The sequence below is a fragment of the Duganella sp. Root198D2 genome, assembly GCF_001428585.1.
In the GTDB taxonomy this organism is placed as follows: domain Bacteria; phylum Pseudomonadota; class Gammaproteobacteria; order Burkholderiales; family Burkholderiaceae_D; genus Rugamonas.
Window position 1 is genome coordinate 116,068 of the sequence record NZ_LMIC01000001.1, and the last position, 20,327, is coordinate 136,394.

Annotated in this window: 21 protein-coding genes; 4 read left to right on the plus strand and 17 right to left on the minus strand. The window is 62.9% G+C overall.

The window, feature by feature from the left end:
• Positions 1–8: 8 nt before the first annotated feature.
• The 5 genes from fliJ to fliF are packed head-to-tail and all read right to left on the minus strand — an operon-like array spanning position 9 to position 5,362.
• A complete protein-coding gene (gene fliJ / locus ASE26_RS00575; RefSeq protein ID WP_055931840.1) occupies positions 9–449 on the minus strand; it encodes a flagellar export protein FliJ in 441 nt (146 codons plus the stop codon).
• Positions 450–483: 34 nt separating this feature from the next.
• On the minus strand, positions 484–1,887 hold the full coding sequence (fliI, locus tag ASE26_RS00580; protein WP_055930733.1) for a flagellar protein export ATPase FliI: 1,404 nt from the start codon (positions 1,885–1,887) through the stop codon (positions 484–486).
• 1 nt (position 1,888) lies between these two features.
• The gene (locus tag ASE26_RS00585; protein ID WP_057245430.1) at positions 1,889–2,635 is read right to left on the minus strand and encodes a flagellar assembly protein FliH; all 747 of its coding nucleotides are present in this window, start codon (positions 2,633–2,635) and stop codon (positions 1,889–1,891) included.
• The gene (fliG, locus tag ASE26_RS00590) at positions 2,635–3,633 is read right to left on the minus strand and encodes a flagellar motor switch protein FliG (protein WP_055930739.1); all 999 of its coding nucleotides are present in this window, start codon (positions 3,631–3,633) and stop codon (positions 2,635–2,637) included. The genes ASE26_RS00585 and fliG overlap by 1 nt, the downstream gene beginning before the upstream one ends.
• Positions 3,626–5,362 (minus strand): flagellar basal-body MS-ring/collar protein FliF, encoded by a 1,737-nt coding sequence (gene fliF / locus ASE26_RS00595; RefSeq protein ID WP_055930743.1) that lies wholly within the window; start codon positions 5,360–5,362, stop codon positions 3,626–3,628. Before fliF ends, fliG begins: the two co-directional genes overlap by 8 nt.
• 169 nt (positions 5,363–5,531) lie before the next feature.
• Between fliF and fliE the strand changes: the two genes are divergently transcribed.
• Positions 5,532–5,873 carry a flagellar hook-basal body complex protein FliE gene (gene fliE / locus ASE26_RS00600; RefSeq protein WP_055930745.1) on the plus strand — a complete coding sequence of 114 codons (342 nt, stop codon included), beginning with the start codon at positions 5,532–5,534 and terminating at the stop codon, positions 5,871–5,873.
• A 72-nt stretch (positions 5,874–5,945) separates the two neighbouring features.
• On the opposite strand, the gene ASE26_RS00605 is transcribed toward fliE, so the two are convergent.
• From ASE26_RS00605 to ASE26_RS00640, 8 genes are all read right to left on the minus strand, one after another.
• Entirely contained in the window at positions 5,946–6,680 is a 735-nt protein-coding gene (locus ASE26_RS00605; protein WP_082507339.1) for a flagellar brake protein, read from the minus strand.
• A 26-nt stretch (positions 6,681–6,706) separates the two neighbouring features.
• Positions 6,707–7,063 carry an EscU/YscU/HrcU family type III secretion system export apparatus switch protein gene (locus ASE26_RS00610; protein WP_055930750.1) on the minus strand — a complete coding sequence of 119 codons (357 nt, stop codon included), beginning with the start codon at positions 7,061–7,063 and terminating at the stop codon, positions 6,707–6,709.
• Positions 7,050–8,330, minus strand: coding sequence for a flagellar hook-length control protein FliK (locus ASE26_RS00615; protein ID WP_055930753.1), 1,281 nt, complete (start codon positions 8,328–8,330; stop codon positions 7,050–7,052). The genes ASE26_RS00610 and ASE26_RS00615 overlap by 14 nt, the downstream gene beginning before the upstream one ends.
• A gap of 14 nt (positions 8,331–8,344) precedes the next feature.
• Positions 8,345–8,671: a flagellar protein FliT gene (locus ASE26_RS00620; RefSeq protein ID WP_229207138.1), complete on the minus strand. Its 327-nt coding sequence runs from the start codon at positions 8,669–8,671 to the stop codon at positions 8,345–8,347.
• A 12-nt stretch (positions 8,672–8,683) separates the two neighbouring features.
• A complete protein-coding gene (gene fliS / locus ASE26_RS00625; RefSeq protein ID WP_055930756.1) occupies positions 8,684–9,121 on the minus strand; it encodes a flagellar export chaperone FliS in 438 nt (145 codons plus the stop codon).
• Between the two features lie 21 nt (positions 9,122–9,142).
• Positions 9,143–11,797 (minus strand): flagellar filament capping protein FliD, encoded by a 2,655-nt coding sequence (gene fliD / locus ASE26_RS00630; RefSeq protein ID WP_229207139.1) that lies wholly within the window; start codon positions 11,795–11,797, stop codon positions 9,143–9,145.
• A 177-nt stretch (positions 11,798–11,974) separates the two neighbouring features.
• Positions 11,975–12,349, minus strand: coding sequence for a flagellar protein FlaG (locus ASE26_RS00635; RefSeq protein ID WP_055930759.1), 375 nt, complete (start codon positions 12,347–12,349; stop codon positions 11,975–11,977).
• Between the two features lie 76 nt (positions 12,350–12,425).
• A complete protein-coding gene (locus tag ASE26_RS00640) occupies positions 12,426–13,886 on the minus strand; it encodes a flagellin (protein ID WP_055930762.1) in 1,461 nt (486 codons plus the stop codon).
• Positions 13,887–14,230: 344 nt separating this feature from the next.
• Here ASE26_RS00640 and ASE26_RS00645 point away from each other — a divergent pair, with 344 nt between their 5' ends.
• Positions 14,231–14,854: a hypothetical protein gene (locus ASE26_RS00645; RefSeq protein WP_156409844.1), complete on the plus strand. Its 624-nt coding sequence runs from the start codon at positions 14,231–14,233 to the stop codon at positions 14,852–14,854.
• A 49-nt stretch (positions 14,855–14,903) separates the two neighbouring features.
• Here the strand turns inward: ASE26_RS00645 and ASE26_RS00650 are convergent, their stop codons facing one another.
• The 4 genes from ASE26_RS00650 to ASE26_RS00665 form a co-directional block, all read right to left on the minus strand.
• Entirely contained in the window at positions 14,904–16,481 is a 1,578-nt protein-coding gene (locus tag ASE26_RS00650; RefSeq protein ID WP_057245432.1) for a GGDEF domain-containing protein, read from the minus strand.
• 113 nt (positions 16,482–16,594) lie between these two features.
• Entirely contained in the window at positions 16,595–17,242 is a 648-nt protein-coding gene (locus ASE26_RS00655) for a response regulator transcription factor (protein WP_055930770.1), read from the minus strand.
• On the minus strand, positions 17,235–18,314 hold the full coding sequence (locus ASE26_RS00660) for a sensor histidine kinase (protein ID WP_229208098.1): 1,080 nt from the start codon (positions 18,312–18,314) through the stop codon (positions 17,235–17,237). The genes ASE26_RS00655 and ASE26_RS00660 overlap by 8 nt, the downstream gene beginning before the upstream one ends.
• Positions 18,315–18,341: 27 nt before the next feature.
• On the minus strand, positions 18,342–18,923 hold the full coding sequence (locus tag ASE26_RS00665) for a hypothetical protein (protein ID WP_057245434.1): 582 nt from the start codon (positions 18,921–18,923) through the stop codon (positions 18,342–18,344).
• Between the two features lie 39 nt (positions 18,924–18,962).
• Here ASE26_RS00665 and greB point away from each other — a divergent pair, with 39 nt between their 5' ends.
• Together greB and ASE26_RS00675 are read left to right on the plus strand one after the other, a co-directional pair.
• Entirely contained in the window at positions 18,963–19,526 is a 564-nt protein-coding gene (gene greB / locus ASE26_RS00670) for a transcription elongation factor GreB (RefSeq protein WP_055930779.1), read from the plus strand.
• A gap of 117 nt (positions 19,527–19,643) precedes the next feature.
• Positions 19,644–20,324, plus strand: a complete 681-nt coding sequence (locus ASE26_RS00675) for a YIP1 family protein (protein WP_055930782.1) — start codon at positions 19,644–19,646, stop codon at positions 20,322–20,324.
• Positions 20,325–20,327 lie beyond the last annotated feature (3 nt).

Genomic DNA, 20,327 nt, shown 5'->3' on the forward strand with positions numbered 1-20,327 from the left:
GAATCGGTCTAGCGTTTGAAAAATGCCTGGCGGGAGGCGTGTTCGTCCATGGCCTTCTGGTCGCGCTTGGCTTCCTTCTTGAGCTCCTGGGCTTCGGCCCGGTCGCGCAAGGTGGAATACGACATGCGCTTGCGTTCAGCGTCTTGCCACATTTGCTTCTCCTGGTCGCCGCGCACCTTGCTATGGCGCAGCACTTCCTGCTGGCCCTGGATCGCAGTGTCCAGTTTCTCCATGAAAGCCTGGAAATTGCGATACGCCATGGGTGTGATGCCTTGCTGCTGCGAAGCATCGAAGCGGCGGCCATATTCGTCGCGGTAGCCAACCAGCATGTTCAGCTTCTCTTCCGCCTCGGCCACGGCCTTCAGGGCCGCGCCGAGGCGCTTGGCGGCATCGTCGGTTTCCCGCTGCGCCAGGTCGATCAGGGTTTCAAGTTGCTGGGTAGAGGCCATGATGGTCAATTATATGCAAGGCCAAACGCGCCAATCAGTCGAATAGAGTGGTTAACTGGCCCAAGCTCTCGGGCATGTTGACCTGCTCGGTAATTTGCTGCTGCAGGAATTGTTCAATCTTATCGTGCAGGTTGATGGCCTGGTCAAGCACCGGATCGGTGCCCGGTGTGTACGCCCCTACGGCAATCAGGTCGCGGCTGCGTTCGTAGCGGGAAAACAACTGTTTCAGCTTGCGCGCCTGGTTCTGGTGGCCGTGCGAGGTAATCGAGTGCATGGCGCGGCTGATTGACTGTTCGATATCAATCGCCGGGTAATGGCCGGCTTCGGCCAGGCGGCGGTTCAGCACGATGTGGCCATCCAGGATCGCTCGGGCCGAGTCGGCAATCGGGTCCTGCTGGTCGTCGCCCTCGGTCAGTACGGTATAGAAAGCGGTGATCGAACCGCCGCCCAGTTCGCCGTTGCCGGCACGCTCCACCAGCACTGGCAATTTTGCAAACACGGACGGCGGATAACCCTTGGTGGCCGGCGGTTCGCCGATGGCCAGCGCGATTTCGCGCTGCGCCATCGCGTAGCGGGTCAGGGAGTCCATGATCAGCAGCACGTTCTGCCCCTTGTCGCGGAAGTGCTCGGCAATCGCGGTGGAATAGGCTGCGCCCTGCATGCGCATCAGCGGCGGCGTATCGGCCGGCGCGGCCACGACCACGGAACGGCGCAAGCCTTCCTCGCCCAGGATCTGTTCGATGAATTCCTTGACCTCGCGGCCACGCTCGCCGATCAGGCCGACCACGATGACGTCCGCTTCGGTGTAGCGTGCCATCATGCCGAGCAAGACGGATTTGCCGACGCCGGAACCGGCGAACAGGCCCATGCGCTGGCCGCGCCCGACGGTCAGCATGGCGTTGATGCAGCGCACGCCCACGTCCAGCGTTTCCACGATCGGCGCACGGCCCAGCGGGTTGGCGGGGCGCACATTGATCGGCGCCGAATCGCTGGTCTGGATCGGGCCCAGGCCGTCCAGCGGGCGGCCGGCGCCATCGACCACCCGGCCCAGCAGTTCGGGGCCGACCGGCAGGTGGCGCGCGCGGTCGCTGGGGCGGCGGCGCGGGTGGTTGACGCTGCCCGGCTTGGGCACGCTCTGTTCCACCGGGAACACGCGGGTGCCGGGAATGATGCCTTCGACATCGCTTTGCGGCATCAGGAACAGTTTGTCGCCTTCAAAGCCGACCACTTCGGCCTCGACCTTGCCGCCGGAGGGCAGGGGCACGGTGCAGGCGGCGCCGACGGCCAGGCGCAGGCCGACCGCCTCCATCACCAGGCCGGCCACGCGCGTGACGCGGCCCGACACCTGCATCGGTTCGACGAAGTCGATCAGGGTGGCGCAATCGTTCAGGTAAGAACGCCAGCGGCCTGCGTGCACTTGTGGGTCGGCGGCGCCCATCTCAGTCGATCCAGTCCAGGTCCTTGCCCAGCGCAAGGCTCAGGCGTTGCCAGCGCGACTGCACCGTGGCATCGATCTGGTTGGAGGCGGTATCGACCTTGCAGCCGCCGCGCTCGATGGTCGGGTCGTCGATCACGCGCCAGCCGCCTTTGTCGAGTTCTTCGGCAATGCCTTCACGCACCACGGCAGCATCCTCCGGGTTCAGGATCAGCAGCGCCGGCTGTTGCAGCACCGGCAGGTATTCGATGGCTTCGCGCACGATCGGCAGGATCAGCTCCGGCTTCACGCGCAGGGCGGTCTTGATCATGCCCTTGGCCAGGTGCAGCGCCAGTTCCAGCACTTCGTTGCTGATGGCCTGGTCGGCGTCGCGCAGCGCGGCGCTGAAGTTGCCGGCAATGTCGCGCACCGGCGCGATAGCCTGCTCGGTGGCAGCGCGCGCCTCATCCAGCGCCTGTGCGGCGCCGTCGTCGTGGCCGGCCTTGAAGCCGGCCTCATAGCCCTGCTGGCGCGCTTCCTCGCGGATGGCGGCCAGTTCTTCTTCGCTCGGATAGTCGGGGGCGCGGGGCTGCTCCGCCGCGTATTCTGCCTGCGCTACTTCTGCCTGTGCCGCGGCTTCTTCAGCGGCAATGGCGCGTGCTTCCTCTTCCTCGCGTTCGCGCTGCGCCAGTGCGCTTGGGCGCGTGTCGCCGAAGGATTGCAATTCCCAGCGCTGGTACGCGGTCTGCTGTTCTTTTGGAATATTCGCCATCAAACGAAGGAATCCTCGCCCTTGCCGCCCAGTACGATCTGGCCTTCATCGGCCAGGCGCCGCACGATCTGCAGGATCTGCTTCTGCTGCGTCTCCACTTCGGACAGGCGTACCGGGCCTTTGTTCTCCAGGTCTTCGCGCATCATTTCCGAGGCACGCGCCGACATGTTCTTGAAGACCTTGTCGCGCAAGTCCGGCGACGCGCCTTTCAGCGCGATGATCAGCATTTCGGACTGCACTTCGCGCAGCAGCAGCTGGATGCCGCGGTCGTCGACGTCGATCAGGTTGTCGAACACGAACATCTCGTCCATGATCTTCTGCGCCATGTCGTTGTCGTAGTTCTTGATGTTGTCCATCACGTTCTGTTCCTGCTCGCCGGACATGAAGTTCAGGATCTCGGCCGCGGCGCGCACGCCGCCCAGCGTCGATTTCTTGATATTTTCATTACCGGACAGGAGCTTGGTCAGCACGTCGTTCAGTTCGCGCAAGGCCTGCGGCTGCACGCCGTCCAGCGTGGCGATACGCAGCACCGCATCGTTGCGCAGGCGGTCGGTGAAGTGGCCCAGGATTTCGCAAGCCTGGTCGCGCTCAAGGTGGACCAGGATGGTGGCGATGATCTGCGGGTGTTCGTTGCGGATCAGTTCGGCCACCGATTGCGAATCCATCCACTTCAAGGACTCGATGCCGGAGGCATCCTTGCCGCCCAGGATGCGCGACAGCAGCACCGAGGCCTTGTCGTCGCCCAGCGCCTTGGTCAGCACCTGGCGGATGTATTCGTCCGAATCGATGCCCACGGTGGAGGCGGCCGCGTACTGGTCGCGGAAATCGTCCAGCACGTCGACCACCATCTCATGCGGGATGTTCTTCATGGTTGCCATCGAGGCGCCCAGTTTCAGCACTTCGCGCGGGCCGAGGTATTTCATCACCTCGGCCGCTTCGCCTTCGCCCATCGCCAGCATCAGGATGGCGGCCTTTTGCAGTCCGGTATTCTCAGTCATTGTTGCCTATCCATTCCTTGATGACGTTGGCGACGATGCGCGGATCTTCCGCGGCCAGTTTCTTCGCCAGCGCCAGGTTGTCGCGGTAGGTGCGGGCAGTATTTTCTTCCATCTTGGCGATCTCCTCCGCCAGCATTTCTTCCGGCGTCGGGCCCAGCGGCTCGACGATCGGCGCTGGTTCCGGTTCCGGTTCCGGCTCGTTGATCGCATCGATCTTCTTGAACACCGGACGCATCATTGGACGCACGATACGCAGCAAGATGTAGAGCAGGATCAAGGCCGTGATCAGGAACTTCGCCAATTCCTTGGCCAGCGGCAGGTTGGCCGGGTCGCGCCACCATTCCAGCGCTGCTTCCGGCTCCCTGTCGACGCCGTCGAATGGCGCATTGGCCACGCTGACGGAATCGCCGCGGTCCTGGTTGAAGCCCATGGCTTCCTTGACCAGGCTGTTGATCTTGGCCATTTCGTCAGCACTCAGCGGCTTGACCACGACCTTGCCGTTTTTATCGATGGTCCGACGATAGTTTACTACGACGCCGACGGTCATGCGCTTCAGTCCGGCCATTGCCTTCTGTTCATAGCGCACGGTCTTGTCGACTTCGTAATTGGTTGTCGATTCCTTATGGCTGGGGCCGGTCGCGGTGCTCGCCGCACCCGTGCCCGGCTGGCCCGGCGCACCGGCAGCGCCGGGCGGGGTGGTGGTCAGCGGGGCGGTGGCGACGCCGGGCGGCTGGTTCGACAACGCACCGGGAATGCCACCCGGATTGGCGTTGGCATTGCCACTGGTCTCGCTGCTCTGCTGGCTGCGGATGGCGGAAGCGGCTGGCGGCGAATTCGGCTTGTACGTTTCAGCGGCCTGTTCGATGGCGGAGAAGTCGACGTCGGCCACCGCTTCCGCGCGCACATTGCCTTCGCCCACGATCGGCGTGATGATCGATTCGACCTGCTTGATGACTTGCTTCTGCATCTCCTGCACGTATTTGAGCTGGGATGCATCGAGGTTCTTGGCGTTGTTGGCCGCGTTGCCGTTCTTGTTGACGTCGGACACCAGGTTGCCGGCCTGGTCGACCACGGTCACATTGGCCGGCGACAGTTCCGGTACGGAAGAGGCGACCAGGTGCACGATGGCGCTGACCTGGGCTGGATCGATCATGCGGTTGGCATGCAGTTGCAGGATGACCGAAGCGGTTGGCTTCTGCTGGTCGCGCACGAAAACGGATGGCTTGGGCAGGGCCAGGTGCACGCGCGCCGACTCGACGGCGCCGATGGATTGGATGGAGCGCGCCAGCTCGCCTTCCAGCGCGCGCTGGTAATTGACCTGTTCCAGGAATTGCGACACGCCCAGCTTCTGGTTTTCCATGACTTCAAAGCCGACATTGCCGCCCTTCGGCAAGCCCTGCTGGGCCAGGCGCAGGCGCACATTGTGCACTTGCTCGGCCGGCACCAGGATGGCCTGGCCGCCTTCGGCCAGCTTGTACTTGACCTGCATCTGGTCCAGCGCAGCGGTGATGGCGCCGCCATCCTTGTCGGTGTAATTGGCGAACAGGACCTTGTAGTCCGGCTCCTTGTTCCACATCCACAGGATCAGGATCAGCGCCAGGATGCCCGCCACAGCGGCGCCGCGGACCACCATCTTGCCCATTGGGGTGCGGAAGAAGGCGAAGCGGCCCTTGGGGGCCTGCTGGGCTTCGGGATCGTCAATATCGATTTGTTCGGCGGCTGCAGCCATGGGTTATCACTGTGGGTTAATGGGCCTGTTGCACATTATCAGGCGATGTTGCGCCCTTTAAATGCCTGAACAGGCGGTCGTTTGCCATCCTGCTCAAGGCTATCCCCTTGCTTTCACACGGGTATTCTGGAAGCCTGAAAACAGGAATATTGTATCTTGGAGTCAACTAATGAGAACAGGCGGAATTGATTCTAGCCAAATCCAGGCCATGATCGCCCAGCTTCATGCGGCGGCGACACGGCCGGCAGCGACGCCGCCGGCGGTCCAGACCGAGAAGGTGGCAGAGAAGCCCGACTTCACCAATGCGCTGAAAGGGGCGCTGGACGCGGTGCAGGCCAGCCAGGACAAGGCCGAAGGCCTGACCAAGCGCTTCCAGATGGGGGACGATTCAGTCAACCTGTCGGACGTGATGATTTCGATGCAAAAAGCCAGCATCAACTTCCAGGCCACGGTGCAGGTGCGCAACAAGCTGGTGCAGGCCTACCACGACATCATGAACATGCAGGTGTAAAAAGTCGGTGCCAGGTCTGTCATTTGGACATTTCGCTTGCGAAATGTCCAAATGACAGACTTGGCACCGACTTTATTCGAGGCCGGCGATGCGGGCGTTGCGTTCGCGCTCGAGCTTGGTGATGTAGCGCTGCACGGCGGTCAGCGAGGAGCGCGGCATGTCGACGAACTGGCAGCCGAGGCGGCGGTTGGTTTTGTTGTTTAAAAGCGTCAGGTCCAGCGAGTTGCGGATCTGCAGGCCAGTGGTAATCGTGGCCACTTCAGGTAATTCAATGCGGCAGTCGCTGTAGACCTTGCCGATCGTGTCGCCCAATTCCAGGCTGTTGTCGAGGATCGCTATGCCGCCGCAACTGATGTCGGACAGCGGGAACGGCTTGCTGCCGCCACCCAGTTCCGCCGGCTGCGGAATCAGCACGCGCACCGGATTGGTGACCGGTGTGGCAATGCGGTAGTACTCGCGCCGCTGCAGCCGCACCAGGCTGGCCGGCAGCGGCATCCTGAAGGCCGGGCTGCCTTCAAAGGTGGTCGATTCGATCTGCTCGCCGCTGAACATGATGCGGATCTTGTCCAGCGTGGTTTCGAAGGAAAGCCGCTTGGCGCCAAGGATGCGGCGGTTCTGGTCGGGGCTGATGGAGCAGTCGAGGATCACGTTGCCGCCCTCGGCATCGACGTCCAGGATGGACGTGACGCACACATCGGACTCGCCTTTGATGAGCATGCGAATCAACTGGTTCTTCTCGCCGATACTGCGCAATAGCGCGGCGATCTCGCGGCGCGAAGCAACCTCGAAATCATGCCAGTTTTCCATGTCCGATTCCGAAATATAGCTGTGCATCAAAGTCCGTTTTTGGGCGCTTCAGTCGGTACGCTGAGATCGGGTGCCGCGGGCGCGGGCTGGCCAGTCTTTTGCGCTGCTTCAATATGATAAAGCCACGCTAACAGTTCCGCAATTACACGGTAGAGCAGTGGCGGGATCTGGTGGTCCAGGTCCACTTCCATCAGCAGCGATACCAGCTCCTTCGACTCGTGGATGTGCACGCCGTGCTCGGCGGCAACCGCGATGATTTGCTCCGCTACCAGGCCGCGTCCTTTGGCGACGACTTTCGGCGCCGCCTCGCCGCTCTTGTAGGCCAGGGCCACCGCGCTTTGCAACGGCTTGCGCGGCTGCTCGCTATTGTCACTCGGCGCCATCTTTGTTCTCCGCATTGATGGCAAGCGAGGCCAGCGGTGCACCGGCGGCGTCCATGGCTTGCTGCAAGGCGCTGGCCCAGGCGCGCAGCGTGGCGGCCGTGTCTTCCGAGCCGGACTGTACCGCGATGTGCACCTGGTCGCCGACCAGGGTGACGTTGGCGGCGACCTTGCCCAGCATTGGGAAGCGGAAGCGCACACCGCTGCGCCAGACCGGGTCGGCTTCACCCTCGCGGCCTTCGCCGCGACCGCCTTTGCCGCCGGCTTCGCCTTGCTGCTCGCGTTCCACCAGCCATTGCATCTGCTGGCCGGGCCAGGCTTCGCCTTGCCACATGACCTTGCCCTGTTCGTGGGTGTGCAACTGCTGGTTGATCATCTGTGCGGCGGACAGGTCGGGGCCGGCCAATGCCTTCGCTACCGCATCGGCCTGGCCTTGGGCCGCGCCCTGTGCGGCGGCATGGCGCTGCATCTGCGGTTCGCGCTGCAAGTCCTGCAGCGGTCGCTTGCCTTCAGCCCATTCGGCGACGTGCGATTCGTAAAACAGGCCACTGTCGCCGAGGGCGCGCTGCAAGCCCTGGCTGAGCTTGCCGGTGTCAGGCGGGCCGCCTGCGCTCAGCGCCGTCTTGCCGTTGATGGTGACCGGCACGCCGGGCGTGGTGTAGGCCGAGGCCAATGCGCTGGCGATGGCGCGCGCGGCCGGGCTGAGTGCGGCTTGCGGGGTGTCCTTGCCGAGCGAAGGCAGCTGGTCGGCCGGCACCAGCGGGGCTTTGCTGAGCAGGGCGGCACCCGGACTCAGCGCACGGCCCTGGGCTTGCGCGGCGCCGGCCTGGCCGGCCTCGGCCCCGCCCGCTGCCTGCGGCTGCTTGCCGCTCAGGTTGAGGATGGCCGCTTCCTGCGAGGGCAGGCGGGCGTTCTCGGCCGGCATGTCGGGCATCAGGTCGCCGCTGACAAAAGTGGCCATCTGGCCTGCCTGCGGATTGCCGGCGCCCACCTGCAGGGTGGCGCGCGGCTGGCCGCTGACAACGGTCAGCGGCAGTTCATCGCCGCTGCTGATGCCGTTCGGCAGCAGCATGCGCGCATTGGTGTCAGCCACGCGCACCAGGAAGCTGCCATCTGAAAATTTGCTGAGGACCTGGGCGGGCAGGGTTTGCCCGACCATTTGCGAGAGGGCGCGCTGGAAGGCTTCCTGGCGCGGTGCGGCAACGGCCGGCGCGGCCGATGCCGCAGTCGTTGCACCGACACCGCGGACATCCAGGCGCGGGGGCAGCATGGCAGCCGCCCCGCTCAGACGGCGCCGTAGGCGGCGGCCAGGCGCCGTTCAGTGCCGGTGTTGTTGATCAGTTTGGACAGCTGCGCCATCCATGGCATGGTCAGGTCGCGGATCTGGCGGTCGTCGTCCAGCATCTGCTTGATCAGGCCCAGCTTTTGCTGGCGCTCGCCGGCGTCCAGCACCACGGTTTCTTCATTGCCACGCAGCAGGGCGACCTGGGCCGCTACCTGGCTTTCCAGCACTTCCAGTCCGTCCCAGTCGGACATCGTTGCTGCCGCCACCATCTTGTGGGTCAGTGCTGCCATGGCGCCGTAGGCGGTCAATACTTCCACGTTCGTCATTGTCGTCCTCTATTACATGCTGGCCAAGGCAGCAGTCTGGGTATTATTGGTTGCGGCCGGGTTGCCGCCGATCTGGTTCCAGGTGTCGCGCAGGTCGGCCAGCAGGCTGCGCACTTCTTCCAGGAGTTCCGGGCTGTTCTGGATGTTCGCTTCCAGCAGGCGGCGGCTCATGTAGTCGTACAGGGCGTCCAGGTTGCGTGCGATCTCGCCGCCGGCTTCCTTGTCCAGGCTGGCGCGCAGGCCGTCGTCGATGATGCGGATGGCTTTCGAGATCGCCTTGCCTTTTTCCTGCACATTCCCGGCATTCATCTGGGTCGCCGCAGTCATGATCGCAGCCAGGGCACCGTCATACAGCATGACGATCAGCTTGTGCGGCGAGGCGGAGCTGACGCCGGTTTCCAGGCCGACTTTCGCGTAGGCGTTGACGCCGCGTGAAGTAGTTCCAAACATAATCTCTCCTTATTCCTGCGCTCAGCCGTTGGAGGCGATGGCCGCCAGTTGCTGAGTCAAATACGCTTGCGTGCTTTGCATTTTCGCCAGGGTGGCATCGAGCCGGGTGAACTGCGTGCGGTAGCGTTTTTCGATGTCGTCCAGCTTGGAAGAGAAAGCGTCGCGCTGCTTGGTCACGTCCTTGATGCTCTTGTTCAAACCGTCGGTCACGGTGGTCAGCAAGCCCTTGCTGCCGAGGAAGGAAGTGGCCAGGTTGTTGAGCTGGTAGGCATAGCCTTGGGAGAACGAGACGGTGCCGCGGTCGCCCAGGGCACCGCCGGTAATATCGATCTTCAAGCCTTCCGCGTCGGTACCTTCGGCGCCGGTCAGCGACTGGCCGGTGCCGACCACGGCCTTGCCGCCCAGGGTGCCCGCGACGTCGGTGCCGGCCACCGCCGCGGCGCCGCCGAACACGCTGTCGACGCTGCTGCCGGTGACACTGGTCAGGGCGATATTCGAGGCCGAGCCGTATTTGCTGGACGACAGCACCAGTTTGCCGCTGCCGTCGATGGCGGCGGTGACGCTGGAGCCGGTATCCGAGAAGGCTGCCGTGCCGTTGATCGACGACTGCACGATCTTGGCCAGTTCGGCCGGCGCGTAAGTGCCGGCCGGGATGGTGACAGTGGCGATATTCTTCGAGTTGCTGGGCGTCGTGTCATTCAAGGTCACCGCCCAGGTGGTGTTGGCGGCAATCGTCGTGCTGCCCAGCGCTGCCGAGCTGGTCAGTGCACCCTGGCTGGCCAGCGCCGTGATGTTCAGGGGGTAGCTGCCCGGCTTGGTTTTCGCGGTCGAACTGACAAAGCTGACGTTCGGGTCGGTCGCATTGCCGATGGCGGTAAACAGGCCGGCGATGTCGCCGAAATTCTTCTCGATTGCCTTGTTCAGCTTGGCGTCGTCCAGGCTCAGCGTGCCATCTTTGGCAAAGGAAATGCCCACCTGGCCCATATTGGTCAGGCTGCCGGACAGGCCGGTGACCTGCCCGCTCATCATGCGGCGCAGTTGCGCCTGCATCGATTGGGCGGTCGGGTCGCCCTGCAGCGCGCCGGCTTTCTTGGTTTCCGGGTCGTAGGCGGTGAGTTTCTTCAGCGCACCGTTGAGTTCGTTGTATGCCTTGACGAAGGCCGTCAGGTTGGTCTTGACGCTATTGGTATCGCGCGCAACATTGAGCGTCGTGCTGCCGACCTGGTTGACCGTCAGGCCTACGCCCTGGATTGATTCGTTGACGGTGTTGGAGTGGCTGCTGACGGCAATGCCGTTGACGGTCAACTTGGTATCTTGGGCGGCACTGGTCTGCTGCATCGACTGGGTGCCGGCCGGGTCATAGCTGAGCAGGCTGCTCAGGGCGGAGTCCGGCGGGTTGCTGCCGTCACCGCTGAGGCTGATCTTCATGGCCGCGTTTTCGCCGGTCTTGTTCGAGGTCAGCACCAGGCGGTACGGGCTCGCGCTGCCATCGGAGACGATGGTGGCGGTCACACCCATGCTGGCTTTGTTGATGGCGTCGGCCACGCCTTGCAGGGTGTTGTTGGTGCTGTCGATGACGACCGAGCCCGATGGCTGGCTGGCATCCTGGCTGAAGCCGCCGCCCAGCATGCTGCCGCCGGTGCCGGCAGTCAGGCCGGCTGCGGCCGGATTGTTGCCGGCGATGGTAATCGGGCTGCCGTTGGCCGAGGTCAGGGTGACGCTGCTGGCCGACGCGTACGTGGCACCGGCATTCGCGGCGCCGGCCGCGGTCTTGGCGCCGCCGGTGGTACCGCTTGCCGTTTCGGTGATGCCCACGCTGGCGCCGCTGGCGCTGCGGAATTCCAGGGTGCCGGCAGCGGCAGTGCCGGTAAAGGTGATGCCTGCGGCTGCGAGGGCGGTCGCGGTGGCGCCGCCGGCATTGGCCAGGTCGGCATCGAGGGACGCGGCCGTGACGCCGGCACCGGCGGCGACGCCAGCACCCTGGCTGGCGATTGTGACGTTGCCTACTTTCAGCGCGTAGGAGCCGCTGCCATCGGTGGCCACGTCGCCAAAGGTCGAGAAAATATTCGCCACGCTGGCGGTGACGCCGGTGGTGCTGGTCTTGTCATTGATGGCATTGGCCAGCGCGGTGGCGCTATTGGTCCCGCTTGAGGTTGCAATGGCGGTGCCGTTGATGCTGAGCGAGCCGTTGGCCAGCCCGTTGCTCAGCATTGATGAGCTCAAACCCGTGCCTTGCAGGCCGAAGCTGCCGCTGGCCGAACCGAACTGGAAAGACAGGGTGGTCGAGCCGCCCAGGCCGATGGTCGACGTCTTGCTCGCCAGGCCGGTGGTCATCAGGGTCTGCGCCTGGGCCAGCTGGCTGACATTGATCTTGTAGTTGCCCGCCACCGCCTTGCCCGAAGCGCTGGCAGTCAGCAGGTCCTTGTTGCCTACCGTGGTCGAGAAGCCTTTGAAGGCGTTGGCCGAGGTCAGGCCGCCCAATGCGCTCTGGAACACGCCGACGGCGGCGGTCAGCGAACCGAAGGCGCTGACCTTGGCCTGGTAGGACGCGGCCTTGCGGTCGTAGCCCGCCAACGGCGCCGCTTCGGCTGCCATCAGTTTGTCGACGATGTCGTTGACCTGCAAACCGGATCCGATACCGGGGGATGACAGTGCTGGGGTGCTGGAAAGGGCCACGGCAAACTCCTGAGGAAACAAGATAAGTCTAACTTGTTTACGGCAGATTCAAAGGGGACTTGAGAGGGGGAAATACCTGTTTATTCCTGTCCGAAATGACAATCTGGCCAGGAAAGCATAACGTAAAAAAGCCCGGGCTGCCGCATGGGCAGGCCGGGCCTTCGCGAAGCTGCCGGGTCAGGCTTGCTGGTCGACCAGCAGGCCGCCCTTGCGGGCATCGATCGACTTGGCGATCTGCAACGCTTCCGGGGTCGGAATCTGTCGCAGTACTTCCTTGGTGCGCTGGTCGATCACTTTCACGATGGTGCGCTTGCTGTCGTCGTCGATGGAGAATTCCAGGCCTTGGCCGCGCTCCTGCACCGACTTGTTCAGCTTGGCGACCGCGTCTTCCACATCCTGCTTGGAAGGCGTCGCCTCCTTGGCCTTGACGGCATCGACGGTTTCCACCGCGGCAGCTGGGCTGCGGCCTGCCACCGGGAGGGCCACGAAATCCGGGACCGCGATGCCACGCTCAGCCCGCGGCGCAGTAGCAGTAATTGAATCGATAGTCATACAGACCTCCTACGGAAAATTCCCCGGTCCGGCGAACCGGAGCGGGGAACCGCTTTTTTAGCTAGCTGTCTGGCGATTAGCCGCGCAGCAGGCTCAGTACGCCGTTAGGCAGCGAGTTAGCCTGGGCCAACATGGCGGTACCAGCTTGTTGCAGGATCTGGCCGCGGGTCAGGCTTGCGGTTTCTGCAGCAAAGTCGGTGTCCACGATACGGCTACGCGATGCAGACAGGTTCTCAGTCGTCGCGCTCAGGTTCGAGATCGTCGAGGAGAAGCGGGACTGCAGTGCACCGAACGAAGCGCGCTGGCTGTTCACCGATGCCAGGGCGGCGTCAGCGATCTTGATTGCCAGCTGGGCGTTGTCGAAGGTGGTCACGTCCAGGGTTGCGACCGACTTCAGGGTCGAACCGCCCGCCAGGCTGAAGCCGGTTGCAGCGGCTTCAGTCACCGAGAACGAGTTCTCGGAGTCCATCGTCACGCGGCCCATCACGGTCGAGACAGCAGCAGCAGCGGTCATCGCGTTGGCAGCACCGTTCAGGGTACCGGTAGCGGTGTAGTTCTGTGCGCTGGCCACCGTGTTACCGCCAACTTTGGTGTTGGTCAGCTTGATGTCGGAGCCGGTCGAGTGCGACAGCTTCAGCTTGTTGTTGGTCTCGTCGTACTGGGCGGTAACGCCGGTCTTGGACGATTGCGCATTGAAGGCATTGATCGCCGAAGCGTAGTCGTCAGCCGAGTTGGCACCGGTGCCGACGGTGAAGGACACGGTCACTGGGGAGCCAGCGTTGTCGCCTTCGACGGTCATGGTGTAGGACTCAGCGCCCAGGGTCAGTGCCGCGTCGGTTTTGGCCGAAGCAGTGACGCCGGTGTTGGCGGTCTGTGCATTGATGCTGGCAGCGACCGACTTGGCGGTGCTGGTAGCGGCCAAGGTGGTGATGGTTGCCGAACCGCGGGAACCGTTGATGGTAGCGGTGGTAGCAGCCGAGGTGTTGGCAGCGGTCACAGCAGCTGGAGCGCCTTCAATACGGTTGTCGCCGTAGGTGCTGGTCAGGAAGTTGGCGCCAACAGCCTGGATGGTCTGGTTCGCGTCAGCACCGACCTGGAAGGTCGCGGTGCCCATCGAGCCGTCCAGCAGGTTTTTGCCGTTGAAGTTGGTGGTCTGGGCAACGCGGTTCAGTTCCGATGCCAGTTCGCCAACTTCAGTCTGCAGGGCTTGACGGTCCGAAGCCGAGTTGGTGGCGTTGGACGACTGCACCGCCAGTTCACGGATACGCTGCAGGATGTCGCCGGAAGAAGCCAGCGCGCCTTCAGCGGTCTGGGCCAGCGAAACGCCGTCGTTGGCGTTGCGCATTGCCTGGTTCATACCGCGAATCTGGGAATTCATACGGTCCGAAATTGCCAGGCCAGCAGCATCGTCCTTAGCGCTGTTGATACGCAGGCCGGAGGACAGACGTTGCAGGGAGGTCGACAGGCTGCTCTGGGATGCGTTCAGGTTGCGCTGCGAGTTCAGGGACGAGATGTTGGTGTTAATTACGGAAGCCATGGTGTTTCTCCATTCGGTACTACTGATTGGGCAATTTGCTCATTCACTTTGGCCCGCCACGCTGTGCTGTGACGATCAAGCCGCTGTTGTAATGGGTAACGGTTGCCGCATGGGAACCTTTAGCGCGATTTAGCTGCTAAATCGTGCTGTTCTTACCCTCAAGTTGCCTACGCAGTGCCGCTTAAACGGCGGGCTTTTGGTGAACTTTAGACCGAAAAAAAATATTTTTCACGCGCAAAAAAGTTTTCGCGGGCCGTGAAATGAAGGTGTTTATTGTGGGTAATTAACATTTATAATGGGAAATATATTAGGTATTATACAATTTCGATAACTCTTTATTAACCATGATGCGTAAAATTTCTCAGCAATGGGCTGCAGCCTTGTGGCTGGCGGCCTGTACCCAGGCTTCCGCCGGTGTCCTGCCGGTGGTCGATGTCAATAATCCGGTCAGCTGGCCGGGCGCTGCGGTCGATGTGATCCATAACCATTACCAGCAGCATTTTTCGGCCACCCAGTCCGGGCTCCTGTCGGGTTTCGGTATCTTCGCAGCGCCTGGCTATACCTGGCAAAGGACCAGCGTCAAGATCAAGATCGGCGGCGGCGACCACTGGCAGACCGATGGCTGGCTGGCCCGGATCACCCCGAGCCTGGACGGCTCGCTGGTGGATTTGACGGGGTTTGCTTTGCACGTCAATGCCGGCGACGATATTGTCTTTGACGTGGGCGGCGGTGGCAGCGCCTTCATGGTGCAGCATGGCTTGGGGGCGCTGTACGAAAAGAATAACTTTTCGGATTTTCCTTCGCGTCAGACCGGCCGCTCGCTGGCCTTCACCACCTGGATGATCCCGGACCCGGCCGTGACCGACCCGACTGCTGATGTGCCGGCTCCTGGGGCCGGCATCCTTACACTGCTGGGCTTGGCGATGCTGGCGCTGGCACGGCGCTTTCCGGCGCGCCGCTTGCACTAAATGAAAAGAGCCCGCTATGTGCGGGCTCTTCAGCTTTAGCGCTGGCTTGTTATCCCGCTACAACGACGCGGTTCTTGCCGGACTTCTTGGCCTTGTACATGGCTTCATCGGCGCGTTTCACCAGGTCGGACTGGCCTTCGTGCGGGCGGCGCAGGGCGACGCCGGCGGAGAAGGTGATCAGCACCTTCTCGTTTTCATGCATGAAGAAGTGGCGGGTCAGTTCGCGCTGCAGGCGGGTCATGGTGGCCTCGGCGGCCTCAATGGTGGTCTCCGGCAGCAGGATCAGGAATTCCTCGCCGCCGAAGCGGGCGATCACGTCCATCGAGCGCAGGGTTTCCTTGACCACCTTGACCAGGTGCTTGAGCGCATTGTCGCCGGCGATATGGCCCATGGTGTCGTTGAGCTTCTTGAAGTCGTCCAGGTCCAGCACGGCAATGCAGAGCGGGGTGCCGCGGCGGTCGGCGCGCGCGGTTTCGCGTTCGAACACGTCGTCCAGGCCGCGCCGGTTCAGCGAGCCGGTCAGCTGGTCTTCGCGCACCAGTTCGCTCAAGTGCTGCAGCTTCGCTTCCAGCGCGTGGATGCGCGCTTCGGCGTCCTGCACTTCCTGCCGCGCCACCATCATATTGTCGCGTGCCTTCAGCGCCTCGCTCTGCACCTGGCGGGTTTCCTTCAGCACGTCGTCGAGGATCTGGTTGAGCTCGCCGATATCGCGCGCAGTGCGGATCTTGTCGGAATAGCCACCGATCTTTTCGTGGAAGTCGCCGGTCGAGGTCGCTACTGCGCCAAGGCGGTCGATGAAGGTCATCATCATATTCTTGACGGTGGCCTTGACGTCGGTGATCGAGTGCTTGAGCTGGCTCTGCTTATAAATGACGTCTTTCAGGCTGCGCGTGGCTTCTTCCAGCGCGCGCTGGTCGATCGGGCCGGCAATCAGGTTTTGCACGGCGTCGATTTGGCCGCGCAGCCAGGAGTCGTCGTCCAGCAGTTCGCTGACGTTTTCCAGCAGCAGGCGGAACAGGCGCAGCAGCAATTCCTGCTGCTCGGCAGTGTCGCCGCTGCGGATCTCGATCTGGTAGCACAGTTCCTTCAGGCGCGTGCCGATCTCGGCCAGTGAAGCTTCGGTATGGGCTTCCTTGGTCGCGGCGCCCAGCGATTCGGCTTCCGCCACCAGGTTGGGACTGTCCGACAGCAGGGAGGCGACGGCAAAGGTCAGGGTGCGGCTCAGCAGTTCGCGCAGCAGGCGTGCCTGCTCGTTATTCTCTTCGGGCACCAAGCCGCCCGCGCCCACTTTCACCAGCGGGCGTTCGGCCAGCGCGGCCAGGGTGCGGGCATAGGTATCCCAGTCGCGCGCCTTGACGGCGCGGTTGAAGCGACGGCCGAAGTCGGCCAGGTCGCCCGGCTGGTCGGTCAGGCGGGCGGCGAACTGGGCCAGCATGGATTCTGCGGGGCTTTCCTGCACCACAGGTGCCGGCGGTACCGGCACGATGCCGGCGATTTCATTGTAGATGTCGCGATACGCGTCTGGCGTAGGGGCAATCCGGCGCACAGCGAGGCGGCGGAATGCCTCGCGAGCGATATCAGCCGGATTCATGTCCGCCGCGGCTGGATTGGTGGGTTTGCTAGACATCTGACGTACAGCCTTTACTAAGGTTTACCGATTACCAGCATATTAAGCCACTGCCCAGTTGCGCGATTTAGTGATAAACGGGAGTAAATGTGCTTACTTCCTGGCATCATTTTCTAATCGATCAGCTGGTTCTTGATGGCATAGTGCGTGAGCTCGGCGCTGTTCTTCAGGTTCATCTTGGCCAGCAGGCGGGAGCGGTATTCACTGACGGTCTTGACCGAGAGTGACAGCTCCTTGGCGATGGTGCCTACGGTTTTGCCGGAGGCGATCATGGTCAGGGTCTGGTACTCGCGGTCTGACAGCGTTTCGTGCGGCGCAGTCTGGTGGTCCTCGCCGACATGGTTGGCTAATTCCTGGGCCAATGCCGGGCTAACATATTTTAACCCCGCTGCGCACTGGCGGATTGCATTTACTAACTCTTTCGGTGCACTTTGTTTGGTGAGGTAGCCGGAGGCGCCGGCTTTGAGTGAGCGGATGGCGTATTGGTCTTCCCGGTGCATGGACAACATCAGCACGGACAGTTCAGGCTTGTCCTTCTTGACCTGCTTCAATACTTCGATGCCGTTGCGATCTGGCAAGGAAATGTCGAGTAGTAAAACATGGCAGCCGGACTTGCGGAACAGCTTGATCGCATCGAGGCCATTTTCCGCTTCGCCGGCAACGACAATGTCCCTGGTTTCGGCCAGGATTTGCTTCAAGCCTTCGCGCACGATGGCATGGTCGTCGGCAATAAAAACTTTGATGACGGCTTTTTCACTCATGGCCCATTGTAACGTCTGGGGCGCTGGCCGGGAGGCGGATTTTGATCGCCACTTCGGTGCCGCCGCCGGCAGCGTGGACCAGGTTCAGCGTACCGCCCAGTGCCCGCGCACGCTCGGCCATCCCGCGCAGGCCGAAGGAGTCGGGCTTGGCGCGGTCGGCCGGGTGGATGCCGCGGCCGTTGTCGATAATCTTCAGGGTCAGCATGCCGCGGCTGCGCGTCAGCTTGACTGCCACGGCGCTGGCTTGCGCGTGCTTGGCGATATTGGTCAGTGCTTCCTGCGCGATGCGGAACAGGGCCGCCGCCTGCTCGGGATCGAGTTCGAGCTCTTTCATGCTGGCCTGCAGGGTGCAGGCAATGCCGGCCTGGGCTTCGAATTCCTTGACCTGCCATTCGAGCGCGGGCAGCAGGCCGAAGTCGAGCACGGAAGGGCGCAAGTCGAGGGTCAGGCGGTGCACCGCGTCGATGGTGCGGTCGACCAGGGAGTCGACGTAGGCGGCCTTTTGCTGCAGCGTTGCATCGCCCTGCGGCAGGCGCGAAGCAAGCATCGCCAGGGCCATTTTGATGGCGGTCAGGTTGCCGCCCAGGTCGTCGTGGATTTCGCGCGCGATGCGTTCGCGTTCCTGCTCCTTGACCCGTTCGATGTGGGCGGTCAGCTCGGCCAGGCGGGCGCGGCTGGCACGCACTTCAAGCTGCTCCTGCTTGCTCTCGGTGATGTTGGACATCATCCCTTCCCACTGTACGCCGCCATCGGGCAGGGCGTGCGGGGTGCTGCGCAGGTTGATCCATTTCACGTCTTTCCAGGCCTCGACCCAGATGCGGCCTTCCCAGTTCCAGCTCCACAGCGAATTGGCGGAAGACTGCATCGACTCCAGGTAGGCGGGCCGGTCTTCCGACAGTACCAGCGACAGGAAGCGTTCCGGTTCGGCCTGCAATTCTGCGGCATTGATGCCCAGCAGGGCCAGGCAGCCGTCGCTTAAATAGGGAAAGGACACGCTGCCGTCTGCATGACGGCGGAACTGGTAGACCAGCCCGGGAGCGTTGGCGGCGATGTTGTGGAGGGCGGTCGGCAAGGCAGGGCGCACGAGGTGGTTGAACGGTCAGCGGCGGCGCATGCGCCAGAACGCGCTGAAGCGGCGCAGTACGCGCATCGGGCGGGCCGCGAAACGGCCGCGGCGCCAGCCGGCACGCCAGCGGCGCAGGCGCTCGCGCGCGCTGTCGACCAGGGCGCGGCATTCGCGCCAGGCAGCGCTGGCCTTGAGGCGGGCGATCCAGCGTTGTTTCACTTCCATGAAGCGGCCATGCAGCCAGGCGAACCAGCGCAGGCGCAGCAAGGCTGGGCGGGTCAGGGCATACAGCCGCGCGACTGCCGCGGCGCCGGCCACTTTGGCCAGCACGAAGACGCTGATGCCCATGAAGGCATGGCCGCGCGCCATGGCGAACAGGGCCAGCAGCTTGACCGGGAACAGCATCAGTGCCGGCAGCAGGAACACGGCCATGGCGGCGGCCGGGCCCAGGCTGCAGATGATGCGCTCCAGCGCCCGCAGCGGCGGGAACGCGGAGAGCTTGAGCATCAGGCGCGCACCGAGATCCCACAGCCATTCCTCGAAGATCAGGAACAGGGCCGCCAGGTAGACGAGGGGGGCGAACAGGCGCCGCCTGAGTGTGTACAATCGCTTCATGTGAGTGCCATTATTGCACCAAATAATTAGAAAACGGTTATGAACAAAGCTTTTGTCAAAGAGGGCGAACAGGACGATGACGACGACCTGCCGCCGGGCGCGCCGCCGATTCCTCCCGGCTCCAAGAATTACCTTACGCCGGCCGGCTACCAGCGCATCAAGGACGAGCTGCTGCAGTTGATCGATGTCGAGCGTCCGGAAGTCGTGAAGGTGGTGCACTGGGCCGCGTCGAATGGCGACCGTTCTGAAAACGGCGACTATATTTACGGCAAGCGCCGCCTGCGCGAGATCGACCGCCGTATCCGTTTCCTGACCAAGCGCATGGACCTGGCCGAGGTGGTGGACCCGAGCATCCACCATGGCAACGACCAGGTGTTTTTCGGCGCCACCGTCACCTATGCCAAACGCGATGGCGAAGAGCACACGATCACCATCGTCGGCATCGACGAGTTCGATCCGCTGAAGGGCAAGGTGAGCTGGATCAGCCCTGTCGCCCGCACATTGACCAAGGCGCGCGAAGGCGACACGGTGCTGCTGCATACGCCGAACGGCGCGGAAGAGCTGGAAATCCTCGAAGTCAGCTATCCCGCCCCGGACGCCTGAGCAAAGCGATAGCCAAACAGCGCTGCGTCGCGAGCGATGCCCGCCAAAGTTCTATCAGTGCAAACTTGCCAAGTTGTTATAATAAATTTTTAATTAAATTTATGGCAAGGTGCGCGCATGGCATTCGCTCAACTGACGCAAGTCTTCTATGAACCGGCGGCCGCCTTCGCCGCGCTGAAGGAGCGGCCGCGGGCCTGGCTGCCGCTGTTCCTGCTTTACCTGGCCGGGATCGGCATCGTGGTCTGGTACTTCCAGGCGGTTGATTGGGATTGGATGCGGGTGGCTTCCCTGCCGCCGGACATGCCTGCCGAGCAGCGCGAAGCCGCCGCCCATGCCATGTCGCGCGGCATGATGATGGGATTCGGCATTGCCGGCGTGGTGATCGGCACGCTGGTGATCTTCAGCCTGTACGGCTTCTACTATTGGCTGGCGGGGAAACTGGCCGGCATGGAACTGGGCTTCAAATCCGGCTTTGCACTGGTGGCCTGGGCCTCGCTGCCAAGCCTGATCGGCGTGCCGCTGATGGCGCTGCAGATCGCCACCAGCAAGGGCCAGCTGGCCCTTGAAAACGCCGACATGCTGTCGCTGAACTTCCTGCTGGTGCATGCCGCGCCGCATACGCCATGGGTGGGTATTGCCAGCGCGCTCAAAGTCACCGATATCTGGGTCATCGTGCTGAGCACGATTGGCCTGCGCACCTGGACCGGCAAGAGCACTACCACCTGCGCCATCATCGCCGCGCTGCCGTATGTCCTGATCTACGGCTGCTGGGCTGCCTGGATCCTGTTCAAGAACTGAGGT